At 67.6% G+C, this 23,799-nt stretch carries 22 protein-coding genes and 1 tRNA gene; 3 read left to right on the top strand and 20 right to left on the bottom strand.

Annotated features, from left to right (window positions below; all coding sequences use genetic code 11):
• Window positions 1-245: 245 nt before the first annotated feature.
• The 6 genes from thrB to ACICHK_RS27090 all read right to left on the bottom strand — a co-directional run bounded on the left by thrB (window position 246) and on the right by ACICHK_RS27090 (window position 7,826).
• Window positions 246-1,175 carry a homoserine kinase gene (gene thrB, locus ACICHK_RS27115; protein WP_103550976.1) on the bottom strand — a complete coding sequence of 310 codons (930 nt, stop codon included), beginning with the start codon at window positions 1,173-1,175 and terminating at the stop codon, window positions 246-248.
• 568 nt (window positions 1,176-1,743) lie between these two features.
• Window positions 1,744-2,802, bottom strand: coding sequence for a threonine synthase (thrC, locus tag ACICHK_RS27110; RefSeq protein WP_103550977.1), 1,059 nt, complete (start codon window positions 2,800-2,802; stop codon window positions 1,744-1,746).
• 6 nt (window positions 2,803-2,808) lie between these two features.
• Window positions 2,809-4,101: a homoserine dehydrogenase gene (locus ACICHK_RS27105; RefSeq protein ID WP_192582612.1), complete on the bottom strand. Its 1,293-nt coding sequence runs from the start codon at window positions 4,099-4,101 to the stop codon at window positions 2,809-2,811.
• A gap of 334 nt (window positions 4,102-4,435) precedes the next feature.
• Entirely contained in the window at window positions 4,436-5,827 is a 1,392-nt protein-coding gene (lysA, locus tag ACICHK_RS27100) for a diaminopimelate decarboxylase (protein ID WP_406838921.1), read from the bottom strand.
• Between the two features lie 22 nt (window positions 5,828-5,849).
• Window positions 5,850-6,881, bottom strand: a complete 1,032-nt coding sequence (nrtL, locus tag ACICHK_RS27095) for an ArgS-related anticodon-binding protein NrtL (protein ID WP_151472294.1) — start codon at window positions 6,879-6,881, stop codon at window positions 5,850-5,852.
• A gap of 450 nt (window positions 6,882-7,331) precedes the next feature.
• Entirely contained in the window at window positions 7,332-7,826 is a 495-nt protein-coding gene (locus tag ACICHK_RS27090) for a response regulator (RefSeq protein WP_406838920.1), read from the bottom strand.
• A 182-nt stretch (window positions 7,827-8,008) separates the two neighbouring features.
• Between ACICHK_RS27090 and ACICHK_RS27085 the strand changes: the two genes are divergently transcribed.
• Window positions 8,009-8,080, top strand: a tRNA-Arg gene (locus ACICHK_RS27085).
• Between the two features lie 175 nt (window positions 8,081-8,255).
• On the opposite strand, the gene ACICHK_RS27080 is transcribed toward ACICHK_RS27085, so the two are convergent.
• The 14 genes from ACICHK_RS27080 to ACICHK_RS27015 all read right to left on the bottom strand — a co-directional run bounded on the left by ACICHK_RS27080 (window position 8,256) and on the right by ACICHK_RS27015 (window position 18,409).
• A complete protein-coding gene (locus ACICHK_RS27080; RefSeq protein WP_406838919.1) occupies window positions 8,256-8,639 on the bottom strand; it encodes a DUF6083 domain-containing protein in 384 nt (127 codons plus the stop codon).
• A 194-nt stretch (window positions 8,640-8,833) separates the two neighbouring features.
• Window positions 8,834-10,207 (bottom strand): tyrosine-type recombinase/integrase, encoded by a 1,374-nt coding sequence (locus ACICHK_RS27075; protein WP_406838918.1) that lies wholly within the window; start codon window positions 10,205-10,207, stop codon window positions 8,834-8,836.
• Window positions 10,204-10,374 carry a helix-turn-helix transcriptional regulator gene (locus ACICHK_RS27070; RefSeq protein WP_406841330.1) on the bottom strand — a complete coding sequence of 57 codons (171 nt, stop codon included), beginning with the start codon at window positions 10,372-10,374 and terminating at the stop codon, window positions 10,204-10,206. Before ACICHK_RS27070 ends, ACICHK_RS27075 begins: the two co-directional genes overlap by 4 nt.
• Before the next feature lie 20 nt (window positions 10,375-10,394).
• Window positions 10,395-11,735, bottom strand: coding sequence for a replication initiator (locus ACICHK_RS27065; RefSeq protein WP_406838917.1), 1,341 nt, complete (start codon window positions 11,733-11,735; stop codon window positions 10,395-10,397).
• 97 nt (window positions 11,736-11,832) lie between these two features.
• The gene (locus ACICHK_RS27060) at window positions 11,833-12,138 is read right to left on the bottom strand and encodes a SpdD protein (RefSeq protein WP_406838916.1); all 306 of its coding nucleotides are present in this window, start codon (window positions 12,136-12,138) and stop codon (window positions 11,833-11,835) included.
• Window positions 12,139-12,164: 26 nt separating this feature from the next.
• Window positions 12,165-12,320, bottom strand: a complete 156-nt coding sequence (locus tag ACICHK_RS27055) for a hypothetical protein (protein WP_183117007.1) — start codon at window positions 12,318-12,320, stop codon at window positions 12,165-12,167.
• A 15-nt stretch (window positions 12,321-12,335) separates the two neighbouring features.
• On the bottom strand, window positions 12,336-12,515 hold the full coding sequence (locus ACICHK_RS27050; RefSeq protein WP_406838915.1) for a mobile element transfer protein: 180 nt from the start codon (window positions 12,513-12,515) through the stop codon (window positions 12,336-12,338).
• 17 nt (window positions 12,516-12,532) lie between these two features.
• Window positions 12,533-13,234, bottom strand: coding sequence for a DUF2637 domain-containing protein (locus tag ACICHK_RS27045; RefSeq protein WP_406838914.1), 702 nt, complete (start codon window positions 13,232-13,234; stop codon window positions 12,533-12,535).
• A gap of 85 nt (window positions 13,235-13,319) precedes the next feature.
• Window positions 13,320-14,687: an FtsK/SpoIIIE domain-containing protein gene (locus ACICHK_RS27040; RefSeq protein WP_406838913.1), complete on the bottom strand. Its 1,368-nt coding sequence runs from the start codon at window positions 14,685-14,687 to the stop codon at window positions 13,320-13,322.
• Window positions 14,688-14,692: 5 nt separating this feature from the next.
• Window positions 14,693-15,040 (bottom strand): hypothetical protein, encoded by a 348-nt coding sequence (locus ACICHK_RS27035; RefSeq protein ID WP_406838912.1) that lies wholly within the window; start codon window positions 15,038-15,040, stop codon window positions 14,693-14,695.
• Between the two features lie 172 nt (window positions 15,041-15,212).
• Window positions 15,213-16,034 (bottom strand): protein phosphatase 2C domain-containing protein, encoded by an 822-nt coding sequence (locus ACICHK_RS27030; protein WP_406838911.1) that lies wholly within the window; start codon window positions 16,032-16,034, stop codon window positions 15,213-15,215.
• Entirely contained in the window at window positions 16,031-16,882 is an 852-nt protein-coding gene (locus ACICHK_RS27025; protein WP_121405971.1) for a sigma-70 family RNA polymerase sigma factor, read from the bottom strand. Before ACICHK_RS27025 ends, ACICHK_RS27030 begins: the two co-directional genes overlap by 4 nt.
• A gap of 175 nt (window positions 16,883-17,057) precedes the next feature.
• A complete protein-coding gene (locus ACICHK_RS27020; protein ID WP_406841329.1) occupies window positions 17,058-17,378 on the bottom strand; it encodes an ATP-binding protein in 321 nt (106 codons plus the stop codon).
• A 170-nt stretch (window positions 17,379-17,548) separates the two neighbouring features.
• Window positions 17,549-18,409, bottom strand: coding sequence for a helix-turn-helix domain-containing protein (locus tag ACICHK_RS27015; protein WP_406838910.1), 861 nt, complete (start codon window positions 18,407-18,409; stop codon window positions 17,549-17,551).
• A gap of 581 nt (window positions 18,410-18,990) precedes the next feature.
• Here ACICHK_RS27015 and ACICHK_RS27010 point away from each other — a divergent pair.
• The gene (locus ACICHK_RS27010; RefSeq protein WP_406838909.1) at window positions 18,991-20,127 is read left to right on the top strand and encodes a hypothetical protein; all 1,137 of its coding nucleotides are present in this window, start codon (window positions 18,991-18,993) and stop codon (window positions 20,125-20,127) included.
• A gap of 990 nt (window positions 20,128-21,117) precedes the next feature.
• Window positions 21,118-23,799 carry an N-6 DNA methylase gene (locus ACICHK_RS27005; protein WP_406838908.1) on the top strand — a complete coding sequence of 894 codons (2,682 nt, stop codon included), beginning with the start codon at window positions 21,118-21,120 and terminating at the stop codon, window positions 23,797-23,799.

The raw sequence follows: 23,799 nt of genomic DNA, 5'->3' as shown, positions 1-23,799 counted from the left end.
GGAGCCGTGGCACTGAGGTTCGGTGTCATCGGCTCGGTCACGCCGGTTCCGGAGCGTGCTCAGCACTGCTCAGCGCATGGCACCCAATGCAAGGCACGTAGCAGTTTGGGAGGCTCCCGGAAGAATGGGTGTCCCGGACAGGGACGCGAAGCACCTCGCCATGGTGGGGTCGGGTGCAGACTTGAGGTTAACACTACCGGATCCAACAAACATTCCCCCTCTCGAAATCCGGCAACCGTGCGTCGTCAATCCACCTCGACAGGTGCGAGGGGCAGTACGCACGCCCCCTGGGCGTCGAGGTCCAGACGGTTGGCGGCCCAGCCCTGACCTGCGAGATCGGCCACCTTGTCGGCCGACGCGCGGTCCGCCAGCGCGAGGACCGTGGGTCCCGCGCCGGAGATCACCGCCGGGACGCCGTCGGCGCGCAGGCGCTCCACGAGCGCGGCGCTCTCCGGCATCGCCGGGGCGCGGTACTCCTGGTGCAGCCGGTCCTCGGTGGCGGGCAGCAGCAGCTCGGGGCGCCTGGTCAGCGCCTCGACGAGCAGTGCGGCACGGCCCGCGTTGGCGGCGGCGTCGACGTGCGGGACGGTGCGCGGCAGCAGACCGCGCGCCGTCTCGGTGAGCACGGGCTTCCCGGGGACGAAGACCACCGGAACGATGGAGTCCGCGGGGTCCATCCTGATCGCCCGCGCGGCGCCGGACTCCATCCAGGAGAGCGTGAAACCGCCGAGCAGACAGGCCGCGACGTTGTCGGGGTGCCCCTCGATCTCGGTCGCGAGCTCCAGGAGCGCGGTGTCGTCGAGCCTGCTGTCCCCGCCTATCGTCACCGCGCGGGCGGCGACGATGCCGGCGCAGATGGCGGCCGACGAGGAGCCGAGACCCCGGCCGTGCGGGATGCGGTTGGCGCAGACGATCTCGAGGCCGCGCGGCTGTCCGCCCAGCAGATCGAAGGCGGTGCGCAGGGAACGTACGAGGAGATGCCTCTCGTCGCGCGGCAGCGTCTCGCTGCCCTCACCCGCGATGTCGATGTGCAGTCCTGAGTCGGCCACCCGGACGACCACGTCGTCGTAGAGCCCCAGTGACAGGCCGAAGGCGTCGAAACCCGGGCCGAGATTGGCACTGGTGGCGGGGACGCGCACCCGGACGGCGGCGGCGCGGAACGCTGGACCGGCCATCGCTCGATGACTCTCCTTGAGCTGCGTGATGTACGGGATTTCCGAAGAACTGCGAGATGAACTGTGACGGACGGGCACCGGGACCCGGAGTCCGCGAAGACGGCGCGACACCGCGGCATATGCGGCGGGCGGGTTCGGTACAGCCTATCGAAGGAAGGTTCTGTGGCGACATAGGGCGCACAGGAGGCGCACGATGCGTGTCGTAAGCCCCTCGTGCACCCCCCGCCGGGTCGGCAGGGGGATGACCCTCACGGGCGGACGGTTTCCATCTGTTTTCAGACGGTTTTCCGCCCGCTCACGGCGGGTCCTCCCCGGCCGGACGGCCCTCGTCGGGGCCGCCGACCCCGTTCGGCGGGTTGGCGTTCACCCCTCCGGAACCGGCGGATTCACGCCATATATGGCCTGACTTCGCGCCTTTCCGAGCCCGGCTCCGGCGAGAACCGGCCCGCACGTCCGCCGGACCGCTCCCCGGCCTGTGCCGGACCGCCCCTCGACTCGCGTCGGACCGTTCCTCGACCCGTGCCGGACCGTTCCTGCTCTCGCGCCGGACCGGACCTGGATCCGGCCGCTACGCCAGACCGAGCCGCTCCGCCGCCGTCGCCGCGTCCACCGGGACCGTGACCGGCTGCGGAGCGCCCGCGACGGCCCAGTCGGGGTCCTTGAGACCGTTTCCGGTGACCGTGCAGACGATGCGCTGCCCCGGGTCGACCTTGCCCTGCTCGGCGGCCTTCAGCAGACCGGCGACGGACGCGGCGGACGCGGGCTCGACGAAGACGCCTTCCTGCGCCGCCAACAGCCGGTAGGCGCGCAGGATCTCACGGTCCGTCACCTCGTCGATGAGGCCGCCCGACTCGTCCCGCGCGGCCAGCGCGAACTGCCACGAGGCCGGGTTGCCGATCCGGATCGCGGTGGCGATCGTCGACGGGTCCTTGACGACCTCGCCGCGCACGATGGGCGCGGAACCGGACGCCTGGAATCCCCACATGCGCGGGGTCTTCCCGGCGACACCGTCGGCGGCGTACTCCGTGTACCCCTTCCAGTACGCGGTGATGTTGCCCGCGTTGCCCACCGGAAGGACGTGGATGTCGGGCGCGTCGCCGAGCATGTCCACGATCTCGAAGGCGGCCGTCTTCTGGCCCTCGATGCGCACCGGGTTGACCGAATTGACCAGCGCCACCGGGTAGTTGTCGGACAGCGAGCGGGCCAGCGTCAGACAGTCGTCGAAGTTGCCGTCGACCTGGAGGATCTTGGCGCCGTGCACGAGGGCCTGGCCCATCTTGCCGAGCGCGATCTTGCCCTGCGGCACGAGGACGGCGCAGACCATCCCGGCGCGTACGGCGTAGGCGGCGGCGCTCGCCGACGTGTTGCCGGTGGAGGCGCAGATGACGGCCTTCGCGCCCTCCTCCTTCGCCCGCGTGATGGCCATGGTCATGCCGCGGTCCTTGAAGGACCCGGTCGGGTTGGCACCCTCCACCTTGAGGTGGACCTCGCAGCCCGTGCGCTCGGAGAGCACCTGCGCGGGCACGAGCGGCGTACCGCCCTCGCGGAGCGACACGACCGGCGTGCTGTCGGACACCGGAAGCCGGTCCCGGTACTCCTCGATGATTCCGCGCCACTGGTGGGTCATTGCTGGTTACTCTCCTTCAACCCGCATGATGCTGGAGACACCCCGAACGGTGTCGAGGCCGCGCAGCGCCTCGACCGTACCGGCGAGGGACGCGTCGGACGCGCGATGGGTGACGACGACGAGGGAGGCCTCGCCGTCCTTGCCCGACTGGCGCACGGTGTCGATGGACACCCCGTGCTCGGCGAAGACGGTGGCGACCTGGGCGAGGACACCGGGCTTGTCGGCCACGTCGAGGCTGATGTGGTACCGCGTGACGACCTCGCCCATGGGCGAGACGGGCAGCTGCGCGTACGCGGAGTCGCCGGGACCGGTGGCGCCGCCGAGCCTGTTGCGGCAGACGGCCACCAGGTCGCCGAGGACGGCGGAGGCGGTCGGGGCGCCGCCGGCGCCCGGCCCGTAGAACATGAGCTGGCCGGCGGCCTCCGACTCGACGAACACGGCGTTGTACGCGCCGCGCACGGAGGCGAGCGGGTGGGTCAGCGGAATCATCGCGGGGTGCACGCGCGCCGTCACCGAGCCCCCGTCGGCGGCCCGCTCGCAGATGGCGAGCAGCTTGATGGTGCAGCCCATCCCCTTCGCCGAGGCGAAGTCGGCGGCGGTGACCTCGGTCATGCCCTCGCGGTAGACGTCGTCGAGGCGCACCCGCGTGTGGAAGGCGATCCCGGCGAGGATGGCGGCCTTGGCGGCCGCGTCGAACGCCTCGACGTCGGCGGTGGGGTCGGCCTCGGCGTACCCGAGCGCGGTGGCCTCGTCGAGGGCCTCCTGATAGCCCGCCCCCGTGGAGTCCATCTTGTCGAGGATGAAGTTGGTGGTCCCGTTGACGATCCCCATCACCCGGTTGATCTTGTCTCCGGCGAGGGACTCGCGCAGCGGCCGGATCAGCGGGATGGCGCCGGCGACGGCGGCCTCGTAGTAGAGGTCCTTGCCGTGCTCCACGGCGGCCGCGTGCAGGGCGGCGCCGTCCTGGGCGAGCAGCGCCTTGTTCGCGGAGACGACGGAGGCGCCGTGCTCGAACGCGGTGGTGATCAGCGTCCTGGCGGGCTCGATGCCGCCGATGACCTCGACGACCACGTCGATGTCCCCGCGTTTGACGAGGGCGGTGGCGTCGGTGGTGACCAGGGCGGGGTCGATGCCCGCGCGCACCTTGGAGGGCCGGCGGACGGCGACGCCCGCGAGCTCGACGGGGGCACCGATCCTGGCCGTGAGGTCGTCGGCGTGCGTCGTCATGATGCGCGCCACCTCTGAGCCGACAACCCCGCAGCCCAGCAGCGCCACCTTCAGCGGACGCGTACGCATCATCCGACCTCGTTTCCTCATACCGTGTTCGGTTGGACCAGTCTCACTCACCGAACGGGACTTTCTACCCTTCGTCCGGATCGTGAGACGTCCATTTCATTTTTCTGATAGGTGACGACAGGAGATCTTCCGTCCCGGTCCACACCGTGCCGATCCGGTCCATCCGATCACCTGACGTCACCTCCTGTCACTTGCCGTCGCCCCCGGATCGCCGGGGCACGCACTGTTTCTCTCGGCCCTTGAGCTCTTCTTGCGTTCTTCTTCTTGCGTTCTTCTTCTTGCGTTCTTCTTCTCGGCCGACTTCCTCTCGGCCGACTCCTTCTCAGCCGGCTTCCTCTCAGCCGACGTCGAGGCGCAGGAGGTCCTCCTCCGTCTCACGACGGACGATCACCCGCGCCGCGCCGTCCTTCACGGCGACGACCGGCGGGCGGAGCGCGTGGTTGTAGTTGCTGGCCATGGACCGGCAGTACGCGCCCGTGGCCGGCACCGCGATCAGGTCGCCCGGCGCGAGGTCGGCCGGCAGGAAGGCGTCCTTGACCACGATGTCCCCGCTCTCGCAGTGCTTGCCGACGACGCGCACGAGCATCGGCTCGGCGTCGGAGGTGCGCGAGACGAGGGCGACGCTGTACTCGGCGTCGTACAGCGCGGTGCGGATGTTGTCCGACATGCCGCCGTCCACCGAGACGTAGGTGCGCAGCCCGTCGAGCGGCTTGACCGTGCCGACCTCGTAGAGCGTGAACGCGGTCGGCCCGACGATGGCGCGCCCCGGCTCCACGGAGATGCGCGGAGTGCTGAGCCTCGCGGCCTCGCACTCCCGCGTCACGATCTCGCTCAGCGCCTTGGCGATCTCGTGCGGCTCGCGGGGGTCGTCGTCACTGGTGTACGCGATGCCCAGACCGCCGCCGAGGTCGATCTCGGGCAGCTCGACCCCGTGCTCGTCGCGCACCGCGGCCAGCAGCGCGACGACGCGGCGGGCGGCGACCTCGAAACCGGCCATGTCGAAGATCTGCGATCCGATGTGCGAGTGGATGCCGACCAGTTCGAGCGCGTCGAGCGCGAGCGTCCGCCGTACGGCCTCGGCGGCCTGCCCGTCGGCGAGCGCGATCCCGAACTTCTGGTCCTCGTGTGCCGTGGCGATGAACTCGTGCGTGTGCGCCTCCACGCCCACCGTCACCCGGATCTGCACCCGCTGCCGCTTGCCCAGGGACTGCGCGATGTGCGCGACCCGCACGATCTCCTGGAAGGAGTCGAGCACGATCCGCCCGACCCCGGCCTCGACGGCGGTACGGATCTCGTGGACGGACTTGTTGTTGCCGTGGAAGGCGATGCGGTCGGCGGGCATCCCGGCGGACAGGGCCGTCGCCAGCTCACCCCCGGAACACACGTCCAGGTTGAGCCCCTCCTCGTACAGCCACCGCACGACGGCGCGCGAGAGGAACGCCTTGCCCGCGTAGAAGACGTCGGCGTCGTGCCCGAACGCGGTGCGCCAGGCACGCGCCCGCTCGCGGAAGTCGCTCTCGTCGAGGAAGTAGGCCGGAGTGCCGAACTCCTCCGCCAACGCGGTGACTTCGAGACCGCCGACGGTCACGACACCGTCCTCCGTACGACTGACGGTGTGCGACCACACCTTCGGGTCGAGGGCGTTCAGGTCGGCGGGCGGGGCGCTGTAGTGGCCCTCGGGGAGGACGTCGGCGTGACGGGGCCCGGCGGGGTGTGCGGAACGGCTCATGTCTGCGGTTCTCTCTACTTCGTCAAAGATGTTCGGGTGCGCTGATGCCGAGCAGGGACAGGCCGCCGGCCAGCACCGCCCCGGCGGCTTCGGCGAGCGCGAGCCGGGCACGGTGGGCGGCCGAGGGTTTCTCGTCGCCGAGCGGCAGCACGACGTGCTGGAAACCGAGAAGGGCGTCAGCGGTCACGACGAGGTGCCGCGCCAGCCGGTCGGGCGCCCGGTGCCGCGCGGCGAGGCGCAGGGCGTGCGGGTATCCGGCCAGGGCGGCGAGGAGACCGGCCTCGCCGGAGGCCTCGGGAGCGGCGGCGGGCGTCCGCGGCGGGGCGTCCGCACGACGGGTGCCGCCGGGAACGCCGCAAGGGGCACCGGTGTAGCCGAGGGTGGCGGCGTTGCGGTGCAGGGCCCGGGTGCGGGCATGGGCGTAACGGACCCGGAAGAGGGGATTGCTCTCGCGCTGGAGGAGGTGGTCGGCGCTGATCCGGGGCCGGTCGTGGGGCGCGGGATGGAGCAGCGCCCAGCGGGCGGCGTCGTGGCCGAGGGGGGCGGGGTCCTCGGGCGCGGGGACGGGCCGTAGGTTCACGGGCTCGGCGTGACGGACCTCGGCACGTCCGCCCTGGGTGGCGACGATCCGTACGAGGGCGTCGGCGACCACCTCGGCCCTGGTGTCGTAGGGCACGCGCAGCTCGACGACCTGCCCGGCGAGGGTGTCGCCGTACCCGTACCGCGGCCCCTGCTCCAGGACCTCTTCCACCAGGCCGGCGGACGCGCCGCCCGCGAGGGTGATGTTGAGGAAACCGGGTCCGGTGACGGCCACGTCGGCGACACCGGGATCGGCGGCGATGTGCGCCCGCAGGATCTCGGCGACCTCCGGCGCGGGCCGGCGGGCCTGCCCGGCCAGCCGCAGGGCGATGTTCGTCGCGTAGTCCCCGCACCCGCCCGGCCCCGGCGGCGCGACGGCCACGCTCCCGGGCACGGAGACACCGCCCAGTTCCCCCACGTCGACAGCACGACGCACCGCGCACAGCACGGTACGGGAGAGCTCGACGGGGGTCACGGGACAAGCCTAGGGGAGGAGGGGGGTGGGTATGCGAGCCCATTTGGACGATGGTCCGGGATGTGGGACGGGGTTCGACGGGGGCGGCGCGGGGGCGACGGGCCTGGGCGGGGGTGATCGGCGGTGGGCGGTCGGCGGTGTGGGGGGACCCGGTCGGCGGTCAGCCGTGTGGAGTGACCCGGTCCACGGTTGGCGGTTGGCGGTTGGCGGTTGGCGGTTGGCGGTGCACAGTGACCTGGTCGGCGGCGTGGGGTGACCCGGTCGATGGTCGGCGAACGGCGGTCGGCGAACGGCGGTCGGACCGCCCGCCTCGTACGCCCGGTACACCCAGTACACCTGGTTACGGCTGAAGCCCAGCGCGCCCGTCACGGCTCAATACCCGGTGCGCCCCGCGTGCCCACTACGGTCGGCTCAATGCCCGGAGCGCCCCGCGTGCCCACTACGGTCGGCTCAATGCCCGGTGCGCCCCGCGCGCTCGCCCTCCTCGACGGCGCCGCCCATGACGCCGCCCACCTTGCGTCGTTCCATCAACCGCCGCACGAGACTGACGAGTTCGGAAGGCTCGAAAGGCTTGGCGAGAAAGGCGTCGACACCGACGTCGAGCCCGCTCTCGACCTCGTACTGCGTACAGGCGCTGACGATGGCGAGGGGCAGATTCCGCGTCCGGGGATCGGCACGCAGCCGAGCGGCGGTGCGCAGACCGTCGAGCCGGGGCATCACGACATCGAGGGTGACCACGTCGGGCTGGACCTGGTGGACGACGTCCAGACACTCGGCACCGTCAGCCGCGGTCACGACCTCGAGACCCTCCAGCTCGAGGTTGACCCTGATCAGCTGCCGGATGACCTTGTTGTCGTCCACAACAAGCACTCGGCCGGACGCGCCTTGCACAACTCGAGAGTAGGTCCGCGCCCACCGCCGCGTCCGGGTTTTCCCCACTTCCACCCCGTGCAGCCCCCGGCACCCACCACGGCCCCACCCACCGGTTCGACACTCCCCCGCCCCTCCCGCGCCCTCCCTCCCCTCACTCTCCGCAACACCACCCGTCCCCGACCAAAACACGTGGCGATCACCCCCGAAAGAGCTGGTAGGGTTCTACCCGTCGCCGCACACAAAGCGCCCGACACGCCCCCGTAGCTCAGGGGATAGAGCAACGGCCTCCGGAGCCGTGTGCGCAGGTTCGAATCCTGCCGGGGGCACCCATCATGAGGTGCCCAAAGACCCCGTCACCAGCGGAAACGCTGAGGCCGGGGTCTTCGCGTATGTGCAGGCGGATGCCACCCAGAGCCGCCGTATGTCGGGGTCTGTGGACTATTTGTGGACAGGATCTTGGAGCGTCGCCCCAGGTCAGCCCAGCAATTCAGCCGATGCTCGTCATCCGGCGTCCGGCCACTCCTCGGGAGGGCGGGGCGGCTCGGGTTCGTTCAGACGCTCGGCCTGGCGCGCGTTCTCGCCTCGCAGGCTCGTCAGCCACGGCCACATGTCGGGCAGTACTTGTTCGGGACAGGCCAGCCGATGCTCGATGCGGCACCGCTGAAACGGATCGGGAGGACAGACGCCATACACCGTCACCCGCCCGTCAAACGTCTCGATCCACCGGTGCTCCGCCGGCACCACGTGAGCGAGCGGAGTCATGTCCGGCTCCAACAACACCCAGTCGTGTTCAAGCGTCGGTACCCGTTCCTGCGGCAGACCGCAGTACGGGCACATCAGCCGTGCCCCGCCTAACCGACGCGTCGACTTCTTCGCAGCCCCCATACAGCGAGGGTCAGCACTCCGCCCGTACATGCGTAGAGGGCGAATCGGACGGGACTCCTGAGGCGCCCGCTCGCCAGTGAAAGAGAAATCGACGCGACAGGTGTATCCAGCAACCAGCGACATAAGAGATACGGCCAGTACACGACGAAGCCCCCAACCCGAAAAGGCTGGGGGCTGTTCGCCGAGCGGTCCACTCACTCGTACTCGCTCAAAAGGTCCTCAATCTTCCGGTTGGCGATCTCCTGGCGCCCATCGATGCATTTCGCATAGCGGCCGAGCAGGACCTCAACGCTGTTTCCAGCCCGCTCGGCCACCTCCGTCGGGTCTACCCCTGAGTTGAGCCAGGTCGAAAGAGCCGAGTGCCGAAGGTCGTACGGTCGAGCAGCGAGCGGCGATGCGACCGCAGCCGGCGAAAGTGCCAGCGCCCGAGCCTCCTGCCACACGCGGTAGTACGTCGACGAGCCGACCACTCCCCCGCGCTCGTTCGTGAACAGCCGCCCGTCCTCAGCGGCACCGAACGTGTCGAGATGCTGCTTGAGAATGACGACGAGCTGAGGCGGAATCGGAACGAGTCGGACCTCCTCCGCAGGGCGATTCTTGAGACCCCGGTCATCGTGAGTCTCACCCGAGTCCGTCCACTGCTTGCCGACGCTGGGCCGCGTCCGGTTCAAAAGCGCCGTACCCCAGCCGCATTCGGGAAGCTTCAGGTCCGCCTCGGTGAGCGCCACGGCCTCGGCCGGCCGGAAGGCTCCGTAGTACATGCAGGCGAACAGACCGACGAGCCGACGACCGCGGGCCCGGCCATACCCGCCGATGTACGACACGGCCGTCAGCAAAGCCCGTGCCTGCTCGGGGTTGGCAACCACCCGCGGATCGACCTCGCCAGCAACCTTCGGCTTCTTCCACCGAATCCGGGTCACCGGGTTCTCTTTGAACTCCCCAAGGTCCACCGCGTAATGCAGCGCATTGACCAGCGTTCGACGCTTGCGACGGACGGTTTCCGCGGACGCAGCAGTCCCGTCGAGCTTCAGCCTCAGAGAATCCAGAACCGCCCTGGCAAGGGCGGCATCGCCGAGGTCTGCCAGAGGTCGCGAAGCTTTCGACACCCAGCTCAGGGTGTTCGCAACGTCGTCGGGCAACTCCCTCTCACTCGGCCCGGGGAGGACGAAAGCCCAGTTGCGGAGCGTCTTCCTGATCAGCTCTTCGGGAGGCTGTCCCGGCCGGTCGTCCAGGAGAGCCATGGTCACTGCCGTCAGAGACTCGTTGATCCCGCTGCGCGTGTTGGGAGCCGAGTGAGGCCACTTCATAGCGAGGTACCGCAGAGCGAAGGCGTACCAGCTCATCGAGGCCGCCTTTTCGACCATCGAGTCGGGAAGGCCAGTGGCCGTGTCGAACCCTTCGCCACCGTGGGTGGCCTGAAGCAGTTTGGAGCGGTAGTGGTCCGCCAGCCCCTTGGTTCGGAACTGCTCGGAGAAGACGTTGCCAGCGACGATCCATCGGACGTCATAAGACGACTTCTTCGTGTTCCGCTTACGAACGCCCCACACCTTCACATCGAGAGACTTCACGCCGCGGCCTCCAACTCTCGCAACCACGTGGCGAAGTCACTCCGCCACACCCGGAGCTCCCCGTTGGGCAGCTTGAATGCGGCTGGTCCATGCCCCAGCTCACGCCAGCGGTAAAACGTCCGGCGGGAGACCCCACCCAGCTCGTTCAGGACCTGGCGAACAGTCATCAACTCGTCTCGATGCGGGCTCACGTCGGTTCTCCTTCTGTCTCGGGGGCGGGGTGTCGTGCTGCGGCAAACAACGTTTCGGCGGCGGTCAGGCCGGTGCCAGCGAAGCGCCAGTGGGAGAGGACGAGGACGGTGTCCGGGTCGGGCAGCGGGTGGCCCGCCTCGGCGGCGCGTTCGCGGGTCCGTGCCTCGTTGTGGTCGGCCCGCTCCTGGCGGAGGGCGCCGAGGGTGACGGAGTAGGCGCGGGACTTGGTGGAGAAGTGGCCGCGGAAGCCGAGCATGTGAGCCCACTTACGCAGGCGCAGTTCTTCGAGCTCGGGCAGGGCGCCCAGGCGCCAGCAGGTGAGGATCATCTGCCGTGCGTGGTCGCTGACTTCGGCACCGATGAGGTCGGTGACGGGGTTGCGGATGGGGCGGTCCAGGGTGCCCGCGCTTTCGGCGCCTTTGGTCGCGTACTTGGCGATGTAGGCGGCGACGGCGCGGCTGCTCAGGTTGGTGGGGCCGGTGAAGTCGGCGGACTGGATGGGGCGGACGTCGAGCTGTTCGCCGAATCGGAAGGTGTGGGCACGGCCGTCCAGGAGCGGGCCGGGCGTCTCGGCGAGGGCGGCGGCCGAGCGGATGGCGTCGGTGAGGAGTTGGGTGGTGGCCCAGGCCGGCGGGGCGTCCTCGGCTCCGTCCGGCCCGTCGAGGCGGATCACGGCGTGGAAGTGAACGGCGCCCCGTCGCTGGTACTCGGCAACCTTGGCGTACGACACCTTGAGGCAGTCGCGCAGCTCCGAGCGCCCGATGCCCGCTCGGGATGCGAGTTGCTGGCGCAGGTAGGTGACAAAGCGGGCCCACAAGGCACCGGCGTGGGCGTTCCACAGGACAGCGGCGCGGTAGTCGTAGCGGTCCGCGTTCAGAGGGGTGCCGAGTTCGGCGTCTCCGTCCGCGTGCAAGCGCCCGCAGCGGCAGCGGCCGCCACCGGGCCGGTTGTGGACGGGGCCGAAGGACGGCGCGGTGAAGGTGGCGAAGACGCGGGGGTGTTCGGTGACCGCGGGACCGACGCCCTTGCCTCCACTGAGGCCCGCCGTGACGAGATGGAAGGTGTCCTTGCGGTAGACCTCGGCGCAGGCGGCGCAGCGGGTCGCGCGGCGGTTGTTGCACCGGATGAGGAGTTGTCCGGCGGGAAGCTCGTGGTCGGCGATCTCCCGGACGATTTCGCCGGTAGCGGCGAGGACGTCCAGGCGGTGACCCTCCATCCGTACGGGCCGCTCGCAGCCGCCAAGGCGTTGGATCTGGTGCGCGTAGTTGCTCAGGTCGCCGAGCTGGGCGAGGGCCGCCAGCTGGCGGACGGCTCCGGTCGGAGCCTCGGTGCGCATGTGCGGGTTCCTCCTTGAGGGAACGAGTCCGAGACCGCGCCTGGCTTGTCCAGGGGACTAGACACCACAGGCAAGCCAGGGCGCGGACGAAGTGAAATCAGCGGCGGTCGCTCTTGAGGATCGAGCGGACGGTGACCGCGCAGACGGCTACGGAGGCGGCGGTGATTGCGACGGCGAGGAGCATGGAGACCAGGACGGCTCCCACGACCAGGACGACAGCGGAGCCGCCCACCACGAGGGTCAGCGCGCTTCCCGGGGTGAGCTGCACGGCAGGACGGTTCGAAACCACCTCTGTGGGAGCAGGCGCCGCAGCGCGCTGGAGGGGAATCGAGGTGTGGACGGTCGAAGGCGGCGCGGCGGGTACCGGGGCGGTGTCCATGGGCGGGTACTTGGGCTTGAACATGGAACTGACTCCCTTCCGTGCGGGTGCTATTTGAGGGCGGGGTCGATGGCGGGGGCGAGGAAGCTCCCGGCGGCGAGGTAGCCGCCCAGGAGGAGCACGACGACGAGCCACCACGGCGGGCGGGCGAGCCGGACCCCGAGGGCCCCGACGGCGAGGAGGGCGAGCCAGAGCGGGACGTGCATGTCAGTCGTCTCCTGTCAGGCGCGGCAGCGGTGGATACGGGCGGCGAGTTCGGCGGCGGCGCGGCTGTCGTACTCGACGGAGAAGTCGCAGCGCGGGGCGGTGCAAGCGGCGACGTGTCGGGTACGGCCTCGGGAGAGGTACGAGGCGACCTGTACGGGGCCGATGCGGCGGACGTCTCGGAAGCGCGAGGTCATGGCGGGCGTCTCCCTGGTCAGAGGTGCGCGGCGACGGCCGACGTCATGGACGCGGGCAGGCCGAGCCGGGCACGGACGGTGTCGGGGTCGGCAGGTTCGCCGGTGCTGGAGTGGAGCTCTCGGGCGACCGCTTGGGCACGGTCGACGAGGACGGGCGGAAGGTGGAAGGTCGCGGCGGGTACCGGTGGCGGGCCCGAGTCAGCCGCGGGCTGCAAGGCCGGGATGAGATCGGGCTCCGCCGGGCCGCTGACTGTCGGTTCGACGATCGCGGGAGTGGGGACGAGCGGCATCGACTCCCCCACCTCGGACCCAGTCGACGCACCGCGGTCGGCGCCCTCCGCAGTGCGGGGCGTGTGGGCCAGCAACGTGCCGCCGAAGAAGGCCACCGCCGGCCAGCCCGCGACGACCACGCGGAGCAGGGCAGGGACGTCGGCCAGGTCGAGGAGTCCGGCGGTGGCGATGTTCGCGCCGAGGGACGCCGCGAGGGCGACCAGGAACCAAAGCCGAGAACCACCGGTCGGGAGCCCGGCACATTGCTGATCACGCATCCGCCGCCAGGCAGCGACGAGAAGCAGGTCGACGGAGACGGGGTAAGCCCACGCCTTCCAGCCGCCCTGTCCGGCCGCCTCGGCGAGGTCGTGCAGGTGGGAGAAGGACAGGGCGCCCGCGATGACGGCTTGGATGATCACGGCGTCCACACGGGCCAGGAAGGCACGCATCGGCACGGACTCCTTCCGGTTCGAGGCATGGGAGGGGTAGGGACGCGGCGCGAGGCGGTCACGCCGACCGGGGGAAAAGGTGTCGCTACTCGGTCACCGGGCGCGGGGCGGTAGCGGTGGAGTGCGTGGGCTTCTCCACGGCCTGCGGAGCAACGGCCGGCCGGAAGGCGGCAAGGCGAGGCAGGGCCGGGACCAGGTCCGCGGTGGCTCGGCAGACGGCCGCAGCGTCGCCCAGCGTCAGGTGCGGAGAGCGGGCGCGGGACCAGCCGCCCGAGGAGTCGCCGACGACGGCCACACCCGGGCGGTTGGCGGGAATGCCGGTCGCGGCGAGCGCGGCTTCCGGGGAGATGTCGGCAAGGGCCATGTTCGCGGAAGACTCGTCGTTGACCCGGTGGCAGATACGGCCGGTGAGCTGGGCTCGCAGCATGGTGGCGCCCTTGCCGAGCTCGGAGCCGAAGCGCTGTCCGCACACCTCCAGGTAGATGCCCGCGGCGCGGCCGAGCTGAGCAATGCGGATCAACTTGGTCACCATGGCATCCCGGCGCTTCTCGTCATCGCGGCTCGCGGCGAGGAAGAGTTCCGCCACCTCGTCGACGACGACCACGATCGGCACGGGCCGGACCGCGTCGGGCAGGCCCCAGACGTCGGAGGTGAGCACGGCGTCCGGGCCCGCTCCCGAGGTAACACCGATCAGCCGGAACCGCTCCTCCATCTCCTCTAGGAGGACGTCCAGGAGTTCGTTCGCTCGGTCCGATGTATCGGCGAGCGCGGACAACCGGGGTGCGAATGGCGCCAGTTCAACGCCCCACTTGCAGTCGATGCCGACGAGGACGACCCGTTGCCGGGCCAGACCGCACAGCAGGTTGCGCAGGTAGACGGACTTGCCGGACTGAGTGGCACCGAGGATCAGTTCGTGCGGCACGGTGCGGAAGTCCCGTACGTGCCAGCTCCCGTCGTCCCGCAGGGCGAGAGGCAGAGTCAGCAGTCCACTGGAGAACCGGCGCCGGGCGGGACGCACGTTGGCGAGTACATCCCAGCCGATGAGTCGCAGTTCGAGGCGTCCGGGCTTGGTGGGGCGGATATGGACGGCGTGGGCCGCCCAGGCGTGCCGCAACCGATCGGCGGAAGCGGTGAAGTCCTCCGGCGCCTGCCCGGTCGCCATGCGCAGTCGCATCACGAGCCCCGAGCCGGTGGGCAGGGGAAGCGACCGGCGCGGCGGGACGGGGGACGCCTCCCGCCCCATCATCCGAGCAGTCGCTCGCCGTACAGCCGATGCCGGGACGGTCAGGCCGCACGCGTCCATGGTGGCGCGGTAAGTGGCGAGCACGCGCAGCGCGACGACCGGATAGCCGATGAGCCACCAGAAGACGACCGGCAAGCGGTGCCGCAGCACCTGCAAGATCACGGCCAGGGCCACCAGCCCTAAGAGCAGCGTCCACACGGAGTCGGTCATGGCGTTCAGCCCTGCACCGCGGCGGGGGCGTTGGCCATGACGGCATCGGCCCGGTAGGCGATCCCGTGTCGCGCACGACCACCGAACTCACTTTCCCACGGCCGTGCGACCAGGCCGGAAAGGATCACCGGCGTACCCATGACCAGGCCCTCGCCGATGCCCTTGGCCGGCACGGTCACCTTGACCATGTCCGAGCCGCCCTGGGCGATGAACACCACCTCCAGCACCATCAGCCGGTCGTTGGTCACCGGGTCCACGGCGATCTCGCCCGTCTGCCGGTCCTTCACCTTCACCTCGGGCAGCTTGGTGACGAGGAGCGTCGCGGCCGAAGTGTCCACGGGGATGACACGCATTCTGTTGACCTCACTGAGTCGGTGACGCCGCTTCCGGCGCCCATCTCGGTTGGATACCCCCCTAGACAGTACGAGGAGGAGTCTCCCCAACTGTCTAGGGGGGTTGACGGCAACTGTAAGCCGACGACCCGTCAACTGTCTAGGGGGGTAAACAAACGACGGGTCGCAGCGACTATCGCAACGCCCAGTGCAGCACCGTGGCGTCGTCACGCGCCTTGCCCCGCGGCCAGCGCTGACCAGCAGGGTCCTCGGCTTCCGCGTCACGCACCTGACGGATCACCTCGGCAGGGCCGGAATCAGCGACAAGCGCGAACAGCTCATCCCAGGTGGCGAGTTCGAACCGGTCGACGAGACGGGTGGCCCCGTCACTCATCAGCACCACGGACGCCAACGAGTCCAGCGAGACAGAACCGGCGAGCGCGTGTTGAGCCGCTTCCTGGTCCGGGCCTGCAATCCAGAAGCCCTCAGGCCGGTTACGCACTCCAGTCAGGGCGCTCCTGTACTCAGCGAGCGCGGCAGCATGTTCGGACGAACCGGTGGGCAACGCGTCGACAGGACCGCGCAGCCGCTTGCCCACCTCGTCCAACCGTCGATCTGTGACGACGTCGACCATGCCGTCACGGCTGGCCAGGAGGAGCGCCGAGTCTCCCAGGACGACGTATTCCAGAGCTCCCGCACGGGCTCTCACGGCAACGACAGTGCTGGTTGGGCTGGCAGGGTGGTGCAAATCGCAGTCACCCTCATGCAGGGACCGGACAGCGAGAATCGCATGCCCCAGACACTCAGCCGGCGAGAGGCCAGGCTGCGCGACGAGCGTGCCGAGCAGGACGCCGCCCAGCGTCGACGAGAACCAGGCGACACCGTGCTTACAGCCGGTCCACCCCCCGGCCACTCCTGCGCCGTCAAGGAGGACCGCGGCCCCTGGCGAGGCAGCGGCGAAGTCCTCGTTCGGAGCATCGGGCGTGGCAGGGAACGAGACCAACCCGATAGTCACGCCGCCGACTCCTCGTCGTGGCGGTAGAGCGGGCAGAGCAGTTCGACGCTGCGGGGTTCGCCGGTCTCGGGGTCGTACTCGACTCCCACCAGCGTGGAGAAGCGCTGTTCGCCTACCTGCCCCCACAAGCTGTTCAGGTCAGAGGAGAGCAACTGGACGACGCCAAGGGAGCCTTGCGTATGGATTCCGGCGATGGCCAGCAACGAGCCAGCTCCGTCCGGCCGGCGCAGTCTACCGAGGTATCCGACGTCGTACGGGCGGGCCGGATCGCTGTCCTGCCCCGACCGGTACACGGTGCCCGTGCGCCCGTCGACCACCGTCCACGGCCCGTCGTCCGCCTGCTGCCAGCTCAACACCGGATCTTGGCCATAGGTGTCCCACATCTGCTGGGACATCCGGGGGCCACAGACCACGACCAGGCCGTCACGGTTGAGGTCGATGTCACCGCTCACCGACACGTGCTCGGAGAGGACGTCGAGCCCGTACGACCGCGCCAGATCCTCAAGCCGTTTACCGGAGCTGACGTCGTCCACAGCGACCACCGTGCGTCCACGCTCATCATCGCGACGCAGAGGGGTGGCCACAGTGACGGCGCCGCGCCCCAGGAAGGCCCCTTCAGGGGCCGGTCCCGTATGCCGGATCTGATGGATGCGCCCGCGGCTCAGGCCGGCTTTCCCCGCGATCTGCGCGTACGACAGCCCCTGCGCATGCAGGTCCTGCACTACGCGCCGACGCAGCCGGGCGAGTTCCGTAACCTCCTGCTGAGCATCGGCCAACCTTGTAGTGACCTCACGCAGCAACAAGTACGGATCATCGATGGCCGCGATCCGTTGCAACTCGTCCGACATGCCCACACCTCCTAGACGCACCCAGGAGTCTAGGGCCCTAGACGATTCGGGCGGGAGACGCTGTCCCGTACGAACATCAACCACATAGAAGCCAGACCGGTAACCGGGGACCCCGCGAGGACTCACCCTCAGCCGCCCAGGAGGCAGGAAGCGCAGCCGGCCAGAACTACGGGGATCATTCCCCGGCTCGCGCGAGCTCGGCCCAGACCGACCGGCCGTGCGTCCGTTCCTTCACTCCCCAGTCCTTGGCACAGGCCGCCATCAGCAACAGTCCGCGCCCACTCTCCTCCTCCCAGTGATTGGCGGCGAGGAGTTGGGGCCTGTCGAAGCCCCCCTCATCGATCACCTCGATTCGTACTCGGTCGTCGTCGAGCACGACGATCACGAGGAACCAGCCGCCCTTGCGACCGCTCCGAGAGTGGCGAACGGCATTGGACGCCAGCTCGCTGACGATGAGGACGGCGCTCTCCACCATGCGGGGCCCCTCAGCCTCCATCAGGGCGGCGACGAAGTAACGGGCTTCAGCGACCTGTTGGGGCAGGCCAGGGAACGGACGGCACCACTTCGCAAGCAAGAGGAACACTCCTCGTCTAGAGGGCTAGACAGCACGCAGGCAGAGTATTCCTAGGGAAGCCAAGCTTCTAGGCATTCAGAGGAATTATTCCTCTACGGAGTGACGTCCTCGGGCAGGACCCGCAGATCGCCCATGATCCGCATCAGCAGTTCCCGTGCCTCATCGCCGAAGACAGCCGCCCCCTCGAACCGAGCGAACGTCTCCTCGTACGACGCGACTACGTCCGGGTCCTTCTCTGCCCGCTCGCCCCTGAAGGTCTCAACGACCACCGCCTCTCGATCGCACAAGGTGAAGCCGTGCCGCGGCATGACCGGTACCGGACGGTCCCAGGGGATTACGCCGAACCGCACAGTGGTCAGGCTTTCCACAGCAAGCAGCCGGTCGAGCTGAGCAAGCATCAGGGCAGGACTGCCGGGCCACGTCCGAAGCACGCCCTCGGTCACGACGAAGACGGACTCTCGCCCCGGCTCGTACAAGACGCTCTGTCGCTCCACGCGAGCCGCAACAGCCTTGCCCACCTCAACCGCATCCGCACCGGGCGTGCTCGCGAAGACATGCCGGGCGTACTCCGCACTCTGGAGCATGGCCGGCAGGACAACGCACTGGAACGACCGAACGAGCCGGGCTCCACGCACCGCCAGGTCGACAGCGGCATCTACGGAAACGTTCGAGCCCAACGGCGTCTCGCCCAGACCGGCCGAGGGAGCCGACTCAACTTCGGCCAGGGCAGCACTCAACTCCGCAACGGCAGCAGCATCCAGGCCCAGAGCTCCGGACAGGCGATCGAGAACATCATGGCTGGGGACCATCCGCCCGTTCTCCACCTTGGAAACCGTCGGCTGACCCACCCCTGCCCGCTGCGCCAACAAGGCACCCGTCAGGCCGGCATCCACACGCAGAGCCCGAAGCTGTGCCCCCAGCGCCCGCATTCGTTCCTGCCGCTCGCTCCCCATACCCAGCGTTCTACACCAACGGCTAGCGAGCACCCAGCGGAACGATCACAGCAGCCCTACGAGGACGACGTGATTCAAACTTTCTCTACTGGTTCAAGGCGGCTCGCTCCGCTCACCGCGCGCGGCCCGGCCCCCGGCCGGGCCTGCGCTCATGTCTCCGCCCCGCTCCAGCCCGGCCGGCGCCCGCGCCGCGGCCACAGCAATCAGCCGCCTGATGCCAGAGAAGGGGTACGTCGTGGCTAGGGTGGTCGGCTCCGCGGCTTTACGCAGCCACTTTGGCGCGAGCCTCCAAGATCATGGCCCCAACGTCGTGCTTTACCGGGCAGGTCCACAGACTGCCCGACGCGCCGCAAGCTTACGGGGCCATGATCACTCGCGCCAAAGCAGCTCCAGCCCAAAGCCGCTCCACCGCCCTCGTGCCCTCAGGCTGACCGGTGTGCCGCCGAACCAATTGCTTGTGGCAACCTGCTTGCCTAGGGGCCATGGCTAGTACAGAGTGACTGGCGGGGGGCGTTGTCAGAGGAACCTGATAACTTCAGACGTCTCCCTGCAGGAGGGTGAGTTGGGGGACGGAGTCGATCATGGATGCAAGCGAAGAGGACTACTTCGCCTTTTTCTCGCTGACTGGCGACCGATTTGACGCTCCTGGTATGCCGGCTGACACGGCTCGCGAGGTCGGGCTTTTTCGTGAAGCCGTACTGAAGGTGGCGCGTGATCTGTGGCTGGAAGGCAACCCGGACCGGCGCCGTTTGCCTAACGGCTTCAACGAAGCTTTTGACCTTCGCCTAATCGCCGTCCTGAGTGGCAGTGCAAGACCTCGAATGGTTCTCCATCGCCCTGCAGGGAAAATCAGCGATGAGGACTGGGATGAGTGGTCGGGCATCTATGCGAGAGCACGCGATGCCCTTACAGACTCCTTGCAGAGTATCGCACGCACTCGACAGCCCCCCGTTAACTTCTCGGCTGATTCGATGAGGGCAATCCGTCGAGTTGGTTCTAGCCTGCAAGATTCTGAAGCGATTATTCTAGGCGACCCTAAGCAGGACTCAAGGCGCGCAACCGTCGACTTCGCAGTACGTGAGATTCTTGAGGAAATAGAGGAGCTTGTACCAGCCCCCCAGCGAGTTCAGCTTGAAGGGGTAATCGTCGAGTACGACGGTTCCGCCATGAGTTTCCGGCTAAAGACTTCCTCCGGCATTTCGATCTGCAAACTAGACCAGGTTCGCCACGATCTCGCTGTGGCCGCCAAAGAATTTTTGGCTACGGACGGCGTCACCGCCCCTGATGTCCTAGTGGAGGGAGAGACCCCTGACGCCGCTCAAAAGAACGTCCACCTTTTCAATGTCGACGCCATCACGGCCATCCGATCGATTGAGGAAAAATCCCTACTATTCCAGCTGCAGAAAATCCGCGAGCTGACGGACACGTGGCTGGGTCCCGATAGCCAGGCGCCCAGTCATGAGGTGGCTAGGAAAGTCGAGCACCTCATCCCTCGCCTCGTCGCACTCGGAATGGAAGTCGCCATCGTCCCCAATTCGGAGGGGGCAATTGTCCTGGAGTGGCGGCGTGGGGATGTCGAGATGAGCGCCGCCATTGAGCCGGATGATCAATTGTTCTTGTGTGCCGACAATACTGTAACGGACGAACTCCACGAAAGGCAGATGGAGTTCAACGAGACTACACTTGTTCGCTTCCTTGAGAGTGGGAGTATGAATTGACCCAGTCTTCAGAGACCTCCATTCTCCAGGACGCGAACGAGACTCTCTTTCGACAGGTCCATCCGTCCCAATTCCCTAACGGGTCGCCGTCGAGCGAGGCCTTTGTCCCCTCTGAAAGAGACAAGTATTTGCTGTCTACTCTGCGCGAGAGGGTCGGTCCTGCAGAAGCATACCGGCGCTGGACAGAGGACCTGGAGTTCATTTCTGTCGGAACATATGGCCTATCAGTCGCAGAGATACAGAACGAGAGCCTCGTCGCGATAGATGACGCGGAGGCAACTTCTCAGCCCGACCATGCCTCCGTGGACTTCACTTCAGTTCCTTCGAAGGGCCGGAGGAAGCAGATAGGACGTAGGCTGCGAGATGCTGCCGTCGCCAGGGGTTGTCTGTACCAGCCCTAGGCCGGCGGGGACGCATACAGAGTGTCTGGACGCCTACCCAGTTGCATCGTCATACCTCTTCTCGTCTTTGGGGACTCCTGCGCAAAGTCTTCGGAATCTACACGCTCTTGAGGCGCAGCGAGCACCTTCTGGGCCTCCCGGACAATGACATGGCTCATTGTGGTCAAGGAGGGTCGACATACAGACCTGGTCGCGACATTACGGAGAGCGAGCCTTCTTAGCCGCAGCCAGCTCGCCTACGCCTATGCGTCGGCGGGTGGCTGACTATCGTCGGCTGAGCTTCGAACGCCGACACCAGCCCCCTCTCGTCAGGAAGTACAGGCTGCACCCCCGGGCATTACTGGGCCGTACACATCGATGGCAGTGACGGCAGTACTGATGCAACGACGGCGGAGGGTGGTGGCCATCAGCGGTCGATCACAGCAACGAGCCAGCCAAGCGGGCGTCGTGAGCCGGCGGTGGCATCTTTTAGGCGCCTGGACCATCGCCCTGCTTCGTACAGGTCCCGGCGGATAGGGTTCGGGTAACGCAGCACGCTCCCGTCGAGCAGAGCTGTGACCGCCCGAGCCTTAGACCGGAGAAGACCTGCGTGAGCGTCCTCAGCCAATTCGTGTGGAGCGTCGCCGACACTCTGCGCGGCCCCTACCAGGAAGCCGAATACGGCTCGGTGATCCTGCCGTTCACCGTGCTGCGTCGCCTGGAGTGCGTGATGGAACCGCACCGGGAGGCGATGGCCGAGATCATCAGCCAGTACCCCGGTGATCAGCAGCGTCGCACCTACCTGAAGCTCAAGACGCGCACCCCGGATAGTCCGGGCCTGAACTTCTGGACCACCAGCAACTACACCCTGAAGAAGGCTCTGCAGGACCCGAACAACCTCGCGGCCAACCTCATCAACTACGTCTCTGGCTTCTCTTCGAACCTGGACGTGTTTAAGTCCTTCGACTTCGAGAACGTTCTGCGCACCCTCGACGCCCGCGACCGCCTCTCGCCTGTCGTCAAGCACTTCCAGGGGGTTGACCTGAGCCCTGAGACCGTCTCGAACGCGGACATGGGCGACTTGTTCGAGAACCTTATCTACCGGTTCGCCGAGTCCGCCAACGATGGCGCCGGACAGTTCTATACACCCCGCGACGTCGTCCGCCTCCTCGTCGACCTCGTCTACGCCGAGGACACTGAGGCACTGCGCGACCGAGGCCAGGTCCGGTCCATCTATGACCCAACCGTCGGCACCGGCGGCATGTTGACCGTCGCCGACGAGCATCTCCACGGCCTAAACCCGTCCGCCTCAACGGCCCTGTTCGGCCAGGAGATCAACCCGCGGACCTACGCGATCTGCAAGGCCGACCTGCTTATCAAGGGCCAAGATCCGACCAACGTCCGGCAGGGCGACACTCTCGTCGTAGACCGATTCGAGGACCACAAGTTCGACTATGTCCTGTCCAACCCGCCGTTCGGCACCGACTGGAAGGCAATCGCTTCCCAGGTGACCGCCGAACACGGACGCGGCGGACAAGGACGCTTCGCTTCAGGCCTCCCCGCCGTCGGGGACGCCTCGATGCTGTTCCTGCTCCACGTCGCCTCGAAGATGCGCGACGTGGACGAGAACGGCCGCGGCGGAAAGGCAGGCATCGTCCTCAACGGCTCGCCGCTCTTCACCGGCGGCGCTGAATCCGGGCCATCCAAAATCCGCGGCCACTTGCTCGAGAATGACCTGGTCGAAGCGATCGTCGCTCTACCCAACGACATGTTCTACAACACCGGCATCCCCACCTACCTGTGGATCCTCTCGAACGCCAAGCCTACCGAGCGCATGGGCACAGTCCAGCTCATCGACGCGACCGGGCTCGGCTCTAAGTTGGGCAAGTCGATCGGCTCCAAGCGCGTCGAAATCTCTGACGCCGCTCGCGCCGCGATCGTGCAGGCGTTCGCCTCCCGCGAAGCTTCAGCCACCTCGAAGATCTTCGAGAACCGCGACTTCGCCTATTGGACGACCACCGTCGAGCGCCCCCTACGCCTCAGGTTCCAGTGCACCGCCGATCGGATCACTGACGCCGCCAACCATAAAACCCTTGGCAAGATCGCGGGCTTGGTTGAGGCCCTCGGCTCTTTCGGCGAGCAGGTCTACCTCAACAGGGAGGAGTTTCTTAACGACCTCGGCAAGCATCTGAGTGAGTGCCCAATCACGCTGACCGCGGCTCAGCGCAAGACACTGTGGCAGACGATCGGTGAACACGATGACAACGCCGACGTCTGCCGCTACACCTCCGGCCCGCACAAGGGCGAGATCGAACCCGACCCTGCTCTGCGCGACACCGAGAAAATTCCCTTCGGCTGGGGCGGTCGCCCGAAGACCCACGATGCCGCCGAGGAAACCATCGACGCCTACTTCGAGGCCGAGGTCAAGCCACACGTGACCGATGCCTGGATTGACAAGTCCAAGACGAAGACCGGCTACGAGATCCCATTCACCCGACACTTCTACCAGTACATCCCGCCCCGACCGCTCGAGAAGATCGACACCGATCTCAGCCGCGTCGCCGGTGAAATCATGGAGATGCTGCGGGAGGTAGAGTTCCTCGGAGAACGGCGAAGTGCCGCGATCGATGTCATTGTGTCGGAAGTTGCCACAAGCGGTCCAAGGCTGAAGCACGTTGTTCGGTCGGTGCGTCAAGGTTGGAGCCCGCAGTGCTATTCCTGGCCTGCTGATGGAATCAACTCCTGGGCTGTTCTCAAGGTCGGTTCCGTGAACGGCGGAGTCTTCCGCCCCATGGAGAACAAAGAGCTCCCCGCAGAGGAAACTCCTCGACCCGGAACCGTCGTACAACGTGGTGACCTCATTGTGTCTCGCGCTAATACTCGCGACCTCGTTGGAAGCGCAGCGGTCGTTGAAGGAGATTTCCCGCGGCTAATGCTGAGTGACAAGCTTTATGCCTTCACCCTTAACGAGGATCAGGCACTCCCCCAATTCGTCGCCGCCGTGCTCGGAAGCCGCAAGTGGCGTGATCTGATAGAGATGCAAGCTACCGGCGCAAGCTCCTCGATGCTGAATATCAGTCAGTCCGATATCGTTAACCTTCCGATGACGCTCCCGCCGGTCGATGAGCAGCGTCGGATCCTCGCTCATCTGGACGCCCAGACCGCACGGATTGATGCCCTCATCGCCAAGGCGCAGGAGCACATCGACTTCGCCAAGGAGCGTCGTGCTGCGCTCATCACAGCCGCTGTAGCCGGACAACTCGACGTACGCACCGCCGGGAAGGCTGGCTGA

Origin of the sequence: Streptomyces sp. AHU1, assembly GCF_045343905.1 — a bacterium.
Lineage (GTDB): Bacteria > Actinomycetota > Actinomycetes > Streptomycetales > Streptomycetaceae > Streptomyces > Streptomyces triticiradicis.
The sequence above is the reverse complement of the archived record's forward strand: the minus strand, read 5'-3'. Positions and strand labels throughout refer to the sequence as shown.